The 12,000-nt window shown below is 62.4% G+C and carries 3 protein-coding genes; all 3 read left to right on the top strand.

What is annotated here, in order from left to right; all coding sequences use genetic code 11:
* Positions 1-30: 30 nt before the first annotated feature.
* The 3 genes from DKK74_RS02005 (at position 31) to DKK74_RS01995 (ending at position 11,733) form a co-directional block, all read left to right on the top strand.
* Positions 31-3,618 carry an RCC1 domain-containing protein gene (locus DKK74_RS02005; protein ID WP_181414870.1) on the top strand — a complete coding sequence of 1,196 codons (3,588 nt, stop codon included), beginning with the start codon at positions 31-33 and terminating at the stop codon, positions 3,616-3,618.
* A gap of 319 nt (positions 3,619-3,937) precedes the next feature.
* Positions 3,938-7,675, top strand: a complete 3,738-nt coding sequence (locus DKK74_RS02000) for an RCC1 domain-containing protein (protein ID WP_181414869.1) — start codon at positions 3,938-3,940, stop codon at positions 7,673-7,675.
* 305 nt (positions 7,676-7,980) lie between these two features.
* Positions 7,981-11,733 carry an RCC1 domain-containing protein gene (locus DKK74_RS01995; RefSeq protein ID WP_146210527.1) on the top strand — a complete coding sequence of 1,251 codons (3,753 nt, stop codon included), beginning with the start codon at positions 7,981-7,983 and terminating at the stop codon, positions 11,731-11,733.
* Positions 11,734-12,000: the final 267 nt, after the last annotated feature.

Raw genomic sequence — 12,000 nt, 5'->3', positions numbered from 1 at the left:
CCCCAGTCACCACTGGCCACCCCATCACCCTTGCACCCAACAAACCCGACGCCGTCCGCACAACCCACGCCCAGTGACGACAGCCGTTCCCTGCTGACACGATCCTCAGCCACGCACACCGTCACCTTCGCCGACGAGTACCAGCACACCAGCTCAACCCAGAACGTCAACGAAGGAAGCCGGGCCGCAAGACCGGCCGACCCGACCAGGGACGGCTACCTGTTCGACGGCTGGTTCACCGGCGACATCGCCTACGACTTCAGCCAGCCCGTCACCAAAGACATCACCCTGCAAGCCCACTGGACCGACAAAAAGGGTTCATGGAATCTCAGCCCCTGGCACGGGCCATCCAAAGGCGGCAATGAATTGCAGCTTAGGCCGCCCACACCGCGTGGCCTCAAATTTACCCAAATTAGCACAGGCGACCGACACACCCTGGCCATCGGCTCAGACGGCAACACGTACGGATGGGGAAGCAACGACTACGGGCAGCTGGGCGACGGCACACTTCAGGACCATTACACGCCCCAACTGATTACCTTCCCACAGTCAGCCCACATCATCCAGGTCAGTGCGGGCATGCGCAACTCCCTGGCCTTGGACGACCAAGGCCACATCTGGGCCTGGGGCCGCAACGACTCCGGTCAGCTTGGCCTGGGAGACAGAACCAGAAGGACAACCCCGACAATGCTCGATGCCAGCACAGGTACACACTACGAGCAGGTATGCACCAGGGAGCAGCATTCCATGGCCTTGGACAGTGACGGCAACGCCTGGGCTTGGGGCGCAGGTCTCTATGGACGACTGGGAATCGGCGATACAACGAATTCCTATTCGCCTGTCAAAGTGTTGAAACCGGATAATGTGCCGTCCTCATTCAAATTCACCCAGATCAGCGTGACCTACTACCGTTCGCTTGCTCTGGGCAATGACGGGAACGCCTATGCCTGGGGCGATGCCCGGTGGGGACAGATAGGCAACGGCGGCTCATACGGCAGCTACAACAAGCCGGTCAAGGTCTCCAAACCAGCCGACGTGGATGCTTCGACCTTCTCCTATACGCAGATCAGCGCCGGTTACGTGCACTCCTTAGCGCTGGGCAGCAACGGCGAAGTATATGCCTGGGGAGTCAACGACAATGCTGCACTCGGCGACCCCAGTCACCCGGTCAACAACAACTCTGAAGCAGATGGCCCCCATGCGTATGTCGCCATACCCAGCAAGGTCGTCCATCCTGCCGGGGCCCCAAGCTCCTTCCGCTTCACCCAGATCAATGCGGGATACAAGTACTCCCTAGCCATCGGCAATGATGGCGAGGTCTACGGATGGGGATCCGATGCCGACAGGCAGCTAGGCGTCGACGAAAGCAAGAAACCCTCCGGAGGCTACAATTGGAACACTCCTTTCCAGGCCATGCATCCTGCAAATGTGGTCGAGCCGTTCACATACCAAGCCATCAGCAGCTTCGGGAACACCACCCTGGCAATAGGATCCGACGGATATGCGTATGGTTGGGGAAGGAACGACTTCGGAAACCTGGGCAACACCAACAACCGCACACCATCAACGCAGGTAATGCAGGCCAGCCGGGTCATCTTCCCTGAGTCTGCGAACCTCATTAGAGCCCTGTTCGATGGCGCATCTGTCAGCTATTCAGCAATGCAAACAGACCAGCAGGGCAATTACTGGTCGCTCAAGCCTCCTGCGCATGCCACGGGATGGGTAAAGGTGGTCATCTCCTGGAGCATGAACGGACCGCAAACCGATGCCACATTGTCCTACAAATACGACGGTGCGGATCATGCGGTCAACTTCGCCAAGGGATGTACCGACTGCACGGTTTCCGGCATGCCCGCTCAACAATCGGTTACAGATGGAAATCAGGCTTCACGTCCCTATCCTGATCCGTCCAGGGACGGCTTCCTGTTTGATGGCTGGTTCCTTGAGGATGCCAAAGGTGATTCCAATGTGGCATACGACTTCAGCCAACGCGTCACCAGCGGCATCGGTCTGGTCGCACATTGGTCACCAGTTGACACACGCTGGTCAATCAGCCCAAGCCAAGGCAACGTGTTGGGCGGCCAGCAGGTGACGATCACACCGCCTGACCACAGCCGCGGCATCCGGTTCAACCAGGTCAGCGCAGGTGGTGAGCAGGACAGCGTCATCGGCTTCTCAGTAGGAGTGGCCAGCGACGGGAATGCCTACGCCTGGGGCAACAACCAGTACGGGCAGCTGGGCCAAGACCCTTCCAAAACATCCGCTCAGAAGACACCGACCAGGATCCCCCTGCCTGACCTGCCTGACAAAGAGGCAGCCAGCTTCACCTACACGAAGATCGCTGCAGGGGGCGCCCACACTCTGGCCATAGGCTCCAACGGAATCCTCTACAGCTGGGGCCGCAACGATCATGGCCAGCTGGGCGACAACACCACCGCGGACCGGTACAAGCCCCAGCCCGTGCCGGACCCGAACAACACAAGCCAGCCCTTCAAAGCCTTGCAGATAAGCGCCGGAGCCTACGACTCGGCTGCCATCGACGACCAGGGCCGTGTCTACACCTGGGGGTGTGAACACAACAGTTACTCCTCCTATGGCACGGCCAAGCTGGTGCCGACCCTGGCCAAGGACCCCAATGGCTCCAGCCAGGGACTGCATGCGGTCCAGGTCAGTGTCAAATGGAGCTTTATCCTGGCCCTGGACGAGGACGGCAACGTATACGCCTGGGGATACAACACCAATGGCCAGCTCGGCAACGGAACCGCCACAGGGGATGGCAACGCTGACTACGCCAACGACCCAAAGCCAGTTCAAGACCCCAGGGACGCCAGCAAAACCTTCAAGGCCACGCAGATCAGCGTCGGCTCCCGGCACGCCCTCGCCATCGGAGAGGAGGACGGCAGTCTGTACACCTGGGGCAAGGTCAACGACACCAACTACACAAGGCCTACGAACGACCCCGGCAACACCGGTAAGACCATCAAAGTCACCTGCATCAGCGCTGGAACATGGCACTCCCTGGCCATAGACCAGGACAGCACCACCTGGGGCTGGGGCTGGAACCAATACGGGCAGACCGGCAACGGCAACACCAACTCGCAGGAAACCCCCACAAAAGTGACCGGTCCGAACAACACAGGGCAAGGATTCAAGGCCGTCTGCGTCAGCGCAGCCCACAACCATTCCCTGGCCATCGGCCAGGACGGCAACGCCTACGCCTGGGGCAAGAACGACTACAACCAGCTCGGCAACACCAGCATCCCCACAACAGGCAACAGCCCCACACCCATACAGACCATATTCGACCCCACCCCACTCAACATCACCAGCGTCAAGTTCGACAAGACGGCCGTGGACCACCTTGTACAGAACTCTGACGGGTCCGTCACCCTGACCACCCCCGCCCATAATCCGGGACTGGCCGACGTGATCGTGGACTGGACTCTGGGCGGCATCAGCCAAACCCAGGCGCATCTGACCTACACCTACGAAGGCGTCCTGCCCCTGACAGGCGGCAACGGCACCATGATCCTCCTGCTCGCCGCCGGGCTGCTCGCCGCAGCCGGCGCAGCCGCAGCCGGACGCCACAGGCGGGAATCACACAGCCTGCACGCCTAGAATCTTCACCCGAGTAAGCGGCTGGACTAAACCCCAAGTTAGCCCAGCCGAAGGGTGGCCCCGCCAATCCCCCAACACAACGGGGCCACCCACCTTTTTGCTTCCACCCTCTATATCGCCAGTAGGGCGTGAAGCAGTCTTCATATAGTGTTCAGACAAGCAGCCCGGCAGTCTGGCTGACGGGCACTTGGAGCATGCAGACGGACGGTGATAACCTAATGAATATATGTGGGGATTGTGTCTGCCATCTATCGGGGAGCCGGACCAGGGGAGTTCCAAGTACGCGGCAACAGTTCCTGGGAAGGGGATCATGCCGGTCATGCGTCAGCATGTGAACACGCACAGCCAACGGGCCATCGTCGTCAGCATGCTGCTCGCCTGCAGCCTAATCGCCGGAGGATTCGCCGCGGCTGACACTGCCTCCGGCGAATCCAGTGTGCCCGAGCCGACCAAGCTGGAGCAGACGGCTGCGGGCCAACAGGCCGACCCATCAGCCAATGCACCAACCCTGCCAGCCACCCCGGCCAGCCCCAAGTCTCCGCTGCCCTCACCCTCGCCCCTGGACACCGCATCCCCCCTCACCACCGCGCAGGCCGCGCCCAAGAAGCCCGGCGACACCGGCATCAAAAGCAAGACCACCGACAGCAAGCCCCAGACACGCGCAGCCTACACCGTCACCTTCAACGACCCCGACGGCAGAACCAACACGCCCTCCCAGAGCGTCCCCGGCGGCGGACAGGCCTCCAGGCCCGAGGACCCAGCTAGGGACGGCTATCTGTTCGACGGATGGTTCACCGGCAACACCGCCTACGACTTCACCCGGCCCGTCACCGGCAACATCACACTGACCGCCAAATGGACCAAAGGCGCCAGCTCCTGGAGCCTCTCGCCCGCTTCCGGCCCACCAGCCGGAGGCACCCGGATCACCCTCACCCCGCCCACCACACCCGACATACGCTTTAGCCACGTCGGCACAGGAACCTACGCTTCCCAGGCCATAGGCTCCGACGGCAACATTTACAAGTGGGGAGATGCCTCCGATGAAAGGCCAGTGATCGTCACCCCGCCAACAGGCGTCCACTTGACCCAGACCAGCGCAGGAATGAACTTTACTCTGGCCCTGGGATCGGACGGCAACCTCTACAGCTGGGGATTCAACAACCAAGGCCAGCTTGGCAATGGTACCACTACCAATAGCGGGCTGGGCAAAGTGATCATGCCGGCAGACGGCACGAAATTCACCAAGATTAGTGCCGGATTTAACTATTCCTTGGCCATAGGATCGGACGGCAACTTATACGGCTGGGGAGACAACAGCTACGGGCAGCTTGGCATCGGCAATCCCAGTGCGAGCCCTAATCAACAGCCGATTAAGGTGATCCTGCCAACAGGGATCCCAAAATTCACCCAGATCAGTGCAGGAGACAGTCATTCCCTGGCCCTGGGAACGGACGGCAACCTCTACAGCTGGGGATACAACGACCACGCACAGCTCGGCATCGGCGCTAGCGATTCTGATGCTCATGCCGCTCCGAGCAAGGTGAACCTGCCAACAGGGGTCCCAAAATTTACCCAGATCAGCGCAGGATACAAGCATTCCCTGGCCCTGGGAACTGACGGCAACCTCTACAGCTGGGGAACCAACGAGAAAGGCCAGCTGGGACGCAGCATCAATGGGGCTGAGGACGGCACGCCACGCAAAGTGAACCTGCCAACAGGTGTCAGCCGATTCACCCAGGTCATCGCAGGCGGCGAGCATTCCCTGGCCCTGGGATCGGACGGCAACCTCTACAGCTGGGGCGACAACACCAGCGGCCAGCTGGGACGCAACCCCAGCGCAACGAAAGACGGCACGCCACGCAAAGTGGCCATGCCAGCAGGCATCACAATCACCCAAGCCAGCGCGCCCGGCACTTTGGGTGGGGACTTCTCCCTGGCCCTGGGCTCGGACGGCAACATCTATAGCTGGGGATGGAACGGCAACCAGCAGCTGGGACGCGACGCTAGCGGCTACTTCGACGGCCAACCCGGGATAGTCGACTTCCCTGAGAAACCAAAGCCGACCGGTGTCAGCTTCGGCGATAGGCGGGGTACGAGCCTGGCCGACAACAAGGACGGCACCTGGAGCGTCGTCACACCCCCGCATGCAGGAGGCAAGACGGACGTGACCGTCTTCTGGAGCAGGAACGGCTGGAGGCCCGACGCACACCTGGACTACACGTACATCATCACCTACACGGTCGCCTTCGACAGCGCCGGCGGCAATCCGACACCAGGCCAGCAGCGAATCACAGGAGGCCAGCAGGCCACACGCCCAATCACAGACCCGGCCAGGGACGGCTTCCTGTTTGATGGCTGGTTCCTCAAGGACGCCAATGGCGGTTCCAAAGTGGCGTATGATTTCAGCCAGCCGGTCACCGCCGACATCACCCTGGCCGCGCATTGGAGCCCCGCCAACACCGGCGGCTGGTCGATCAGCCCAAGCAAGGGCAACGCGATGGGCGGCCAGCAGGCGACCATCACCCCGCCCAACCTGAGCCGCGGCATCCGTTTCAGCCAGATAAGCGCCGGCGGCTACCAGTCCGGGGGTTCGCCCGGCCTTTCGGTGGGCGTGGCCAGCGATGGGAACGCCTACGCCTGGGGCAACAACCAGTACGGGCAGCTGGGCCAGGGCAGTACCAGCAGCACTCCGCAGAAGACGCCGGTCAGGGTCCCCTTGCCGGACGGCGTTGCCTCCGGTTTCACCTACACGCAGATCGCGGCAGGCGGGGCTCACGTGCTGGCTATCGGCTCCGACCAGACCGTCTACGCCTGGGGGGCCAACGACCAGGGCCAGCTCGGCAACGGCAGTAAGGACGCAAATACTCATCCCAGTCCGATGCCAGTCAAGGGCGCGGACGGCCAGCCCTTCAAAGCCGTCCAGGTGAGCGCCGGCGCCTACGACTCGGCGGCCATCAACCCCCAGGGTCGCGTCTACACCTGGGGCAGCGAAGGAAACAATCACTACAACTACAGCACGTCCAAACCGACCCCGACCCTGGCCAAGGACCCCAACGGCTCCAGCCAGGGGCTGCACGCGGCCCAGGTCAGCGCCAACTGGGGCTTCATCATGGCCTTGGGCACGGACGGCAGCGTATACACGTGGGGATACAACAACTACGGGCAGCTCGGCAACGGCCAAAGCACAGGAGAAGGCAGCACCACGTACGCCGCCGACCCGGCACGCGTGCCCGATCCCAAGGATGCCAGCAAAGCCTTCAAAGCCGTGCAGATCAGCGCCGGAGGCTTCCACGCCCTGGCCATCAGCAAGGACGGTACCGCCTGGGCATGGGGGTACAACGACTACGGGCAGCTCGGCGACAACACGGAAATTAGCAGGCCCACGCCCACGCAGGTAGGAAACCCCACAGACTCCAGCCAGCCATTCCAAGTCGCGCAGATCAGCGCCGGCGTAATCCACTCTCTGGCCATCGACAAGAGCGGTGCAGCCTGGGCATGGGGAAGGAACACCAACGGCCAGCTCGGCGACAACACCACCAGCAACCAGCCCACCCCCAGGCGCGTGTCGCCGCCCGCAGGCCAGGGCAGCGCCGGCACCAGGCTCGCAACAGCACGAATCAGCGCAGGACGAGGCCAATCTCTGGCCATCGGCCAGGATGGCAACACGTACGCCTGGGGCGACAACCAGTACGGCCAGCTCGGCAACGGGAGTCTAGCGCAGAGCAGCACCCCGACCTTGGTGGTCCTCAACTCGCTGCTGATCACCGGCGTCAAGTTCGACAAGACGGCCGTGGACCGCCTGGTGCAGAATTCTGACGGATCCGTCTCTTTTGCTACGCCTGTGCACAGTCCGGGACAGGCCGACGTGGCCGTGGACTGGACACTGGGCGGGGTCAGCCAGACCCAGGCGCATCTGACCTACACCTACGAAGGCACCCTGCCCCTGACGGGCGGCAACGGCACCATGATCCTCCTGCTCGCCGCCGGGCTGCTCGCCGCAGCCGGCGCAGCCGCAGCCGGACGCCACCGGCGCGAAACCCGCATCCAGCACGCCTAGAATCTTCATCCGAGTAAGTAGCCGGGCCGCATCCCAAGACGACCCGGCCAACCAGGGTGGCCCCGCCAATCCCCCAACACAACGGAGCCACCCACCTCTTTGCTTCCACCCTCTATATCGCCAATAAGACGTGTAACAGCCTTCATGTCTTGTGCAGGCTGGCTGACAGGTACTTGGAGTATGCGGACGGACCGTGGTAGCATTTTCTACATAGTTGGGATTGTGCCTGGCATCTATCGGGGAGCCGGACCGGGGGGTGTTCCGGATACGCGGCAGCAGTTCCTGGGGAGGGGATTATGCCGATCATGCGTCAGCATGCGAACATGCACAGCCGCCGGGCCATCCTCGTCAGCATGCTGCTCGCCATTATCCTGCCAACCAGCCTGATCATGGGCGGCCTGGCCATGGCCGACACAGCCTCCGGCGAATCCAGTGTGCCCGAGCCGACCAAGCTGGAGCAGACGGCTGCGGGCCAACAGGCCGACCCATCAGCCAATGCACCAACCCTGCCAGCCACCCCGGCCAGCCCCAAGTCTCCGCTGCCCTCACCCTCGCCCCTGGACACCGCATCCCCCCTCACCACCGCGCAGGCCGCGCCCAAGAAGCCCGGCGACACCGGCATCAAAAGCAAGACCACCGACAGCAAGCCCCAGACACGCGCAGCCTACACCGTCACCTTCAACGACCCCGACGGCAGAACCAACACGCCCTCCCAGAGCGTCCCCGGCGGCGGACAGGCCTCCAGGCCCGAGGACCCAGCTAGGGACGGCTATCTGTTCGACGGATGGTTCACCGGCAACACCGCCTACGACTTCACCCGGCCCGTCACCGGCAACATCACACTGACCGCCAAATGGACCAGGAGTTGGAGCCTGTCCCCCGCCTCCGGGCCAGCAGACGGAGGCACCAGGATCACCCTCACCACGCCCACCCAACCCGGTATACGCTTCAGCCACATCAGCACAGGGATCTGGAATTCCCTGGCCGTGGGCTCCGACGGCAACCTCTACAGCTGGGGAACATACGGCGGCATAAATCAATCCAACAGACCGGTCATCGTCAAGCCGCCTGAAGAAGGCGACCGCTTCACCCAGGCCGGCTCCGGCAATGGGTTCTCCGTGGCCCTGGGCTCGGACGGCAACCTCTACAGCATGGGAGGGAACGACCGCGGCCAGCTGGGCAACGGCACCACCACCACCTCTTATAACAAACTGGGGAAAGCACCCCTGCCGACAGGGGTCAGGCAATTCACCCAGATCAGTGTAGGATTCGGCCATTCCCTGGCACTGGACTCGGACGGCAACCTCTACAGCTGGGGGCAGAACGACTGCGGCCAGCTGGGCTATGGCACTACAGATAATAATTCTCATGCCACGCCGAGCAAAGTGGCCATGCCGGCAGGGGTCACGAAATTCACACGGATCAGCGCAGGCACGGATTATTCCCTGGCCCTGGGATCGGACGGCAACCTCTACAGCTGGGGAGAAACCGTCTACAATGCACTCGGACGCACCCCCACCAGCACCACGCCAGCCAACCAGCCAGGCAAAGTAACCATGCCGGCAGGCGTCAAGCAGTTCATCCAGATCAGCGCAGGATACACCCACTCCCTAGCCCTGGGATCGGACGGCAACCTCTACAGCTGGGGAAACAACACCAGCAGCCAGCTGGGACGCAACCCCACTAGCACCATGCCAGCCAACCAGCCAGGCAAAGTGACCATGCCGACAGGCGTCAAGCAATTCACCCAGATCAGCGCAGGAAACGGTTATTCCCTGGCCATGGGATCGGACGGCAACCTCTACAGCTGGGGAGACAACACCAACGGCCAGCTGGGACGCAACCCCGGCGCAGCGAAAGACGGCACGCCGGGCAAAGTGGCCATGCCGGCAGGCATCACAATCACCCAAGCCAGCGCGCCAAACATGATTAATGGGTACTTTTCCCTGGCCATGGGATCGGACGGCAACCTCTACAGCTGGGGAGACAACAGCAGCCGCCAGCTGGGACGCGACACCAGCGGTGACTTCGACACCAATCCCGGCATGGTTGCCTTCCCCGAGTCTCCCACGCCGACCGGCGTCAAGTTCGACACGACAGCGGGCACGAGCCTGACGGACAACAAGGACGGCACCTGGAGCGTCTCCACGCCCCCGCATGCAGGAGGCAAGACCGACGTAACAATCAACTGGAATATGAACGGCCAGCAGCCCGACGCGCACCTTACCTACACTTATATCAACCCCTACACGGTCACCTTCGACAGCGCCGGCGGCCAGCAGACCCCAGGCCAGCAGCGGATCACCGAAGGCCGGCAGGCCACGCGCCCGACCAGCAGCCCGTCCAAGGACGGCTTCCTGTTTGATGGCTGGTTCATCAAGGACGCCAATGGCAAATCCGATGTGGCGTATGATTTCAGCCAGCCGGTCACCGCTGACATCACCCTGGTCGCGCATTGGAGCCCCGCGGACACCGGCGGCTGGTCGATCAACCCAGACAAGGGCAACGCGATGGGCGGCCAGCAGGCAACCATCACCCCGCCCAAACTCAGCCGCGGCATCCGTTTCAGCCAGGTCAGCGCCGGCGGCTATGAAATCGGAAGGGCCAGTGGCTTTTCGGTGGGCGTGGCCAGCGACGGGAACGCCTACGCCTGGGGCAGCAACCAGTACGGCCAGCTGGGCCAGGGCAGTACCAGCAGCACTCCGCAGAAGACACCGGTCAGGGTCCCTCTGCCGGCTGGCGTGGATTCCAGTTTCACCTACACACAGGCCGTGGCGGGCGGCTACCACGTGCTGGCCGTCGGCAGCGACGGCATCGTCTACAGCTGGGGGACCAACAACCGCGGTCAGCTGGGCGACGGCACCACCAGCGACCGTTCCAAGCCGCAGCCCGTCAAGGGAGCGGACGGCCAGCCCTTCAAGGCCGTCCAGGTGAGCGCCGGCGCCTACGACTCGGCGGCCATCGACCCGCAGGGGCGCGTCTACACCTGGGGCAGTGAGTGCAACAGCGGCGGCTCATACAGCCTGTCTAGATCAACCCCAACCCTGGTTCAGGATCCGAGTGGTTCGAACGAGGGGCTGCAAGCAGTCCAGGTCGCCGTCAAATGGAGCTTCATCATGGCCCTGGACAAGAACGGCACCGTTTATGCATGGGGGTACAACGACTACGGGCAGCTCGGCAACGGCACTAGTGACTCCTCCTATACGAACCAACCCACGCCAGTACAATACCCAGGCAAAACAGGTCAGCCCCTCCAAGCCAAACAAATCAGCGCAGGAAGCTGGAGCGCTCTGGCCATTGATACGACCGATACAGTCTGGGCATGGGGATGGAATGATCGGGGTCAGCTCGGCAATGGCTCCACTGCCGATCGTCAGTACAGCCCCGTTCGGGTACAAGATCCCACAGGCACCAATCAAGGATTCCAAGCCAGCCAAATCTGTACTGGAACGAATCACACCCTGGCCATTGACAAGGAAGGCACAGCCTGGGCCTGGGGGGACAACGGCTACGGTCGGCTCGGCAACGGAACCGTCAAAAACGCTCGGACACCAACACAGATAAATGGCTTTCTGCAACAGAACAATGCCGACGCGGGATTCAAAGCTGCACGCATTAGCGCCGGAAGCCAGCATTCCCTTGCGATCGGCCAGGACGGCAACACCTACGCCTGGGGCGACAACTATTACGGCCAGCTCGGCACCGGAAACGACACGGCACAGAGCAGCAACCCGACCCCAGTGCCATTCAATTCGCTGCTGATCACCGGCGTCAGCTTCGACAAGACAGCCGTGGACCCCCTGCAGCAGAATTCTGACGGGTCCGTCTCTTTTGCTACGGCTGTCCATAATCCTGGGCTGGCTGAGGTGGTCGTGGACTGGACCCTGGGCGGCGTCAGCCAGTCCCAGGCGCACCTGGCCTACACTTACGAAGGCGTCCTGCCCCTTACGGGCGGCAACGGCAGCATGATCCTCCTGCTCGCCGCCGGGCTGCTCGCCGCAGCCGGCGCAGCCGCAGCCGGACGCCACCGGCGCGAAACCCGCGCCCTGCAGGCCTAGAATCTTCGACCGAGTAAGCAGCCAGGCCGCATCCCAAGACGGCCCGGCCAACCAGGGTGGCCCCGCAGTCCTCAACACAACGGAGCCACCCACCCCTTTGCATCCACCCTTTATAACCCCTCTCTGGAATGAGTCAATAAGGTGTGAAGCGGTCTTCATATAGTGTTCAGCCAAGCAGCCCGGCAGGCTGGCTGACGGGCGCTTGGAGCATGCGAATGAACCGTGGTAGCATTTGTATATAGGTTGGGATTGTGTCTGCCATTTATC

The organism is Bifidobacterium asteroides (assembly GCF_003202755.1).
Classification (GTDB): Bacteria; Actinomycetota; Actinomycetes; order Actinomycetales; family Bifidobacteriaceae; genus Bombiscardovia; species Bombiscardovia asteroides_F.
Note: the sequence above shows the minus strand (reverse complement) of the source record. Positions and strands in the feature narration are given on the sequence as shown.

Coding starts and splice junctions, on each gene's coding strand:
- DKK74_RS02000 (WP_181414869.1), top strand. CDS start 3,938: ATGCGTCAGCATGTGAACACGCACAGCCAACGGGCCATCGTCGTCAGC.
- DKK74_RS01995 (WP_146210527.1), top strand. CDS start 7,981: ATGCGTCAGCATGCGAACATGCACAGCCGCCGGGCCATCCTCGTCAGC.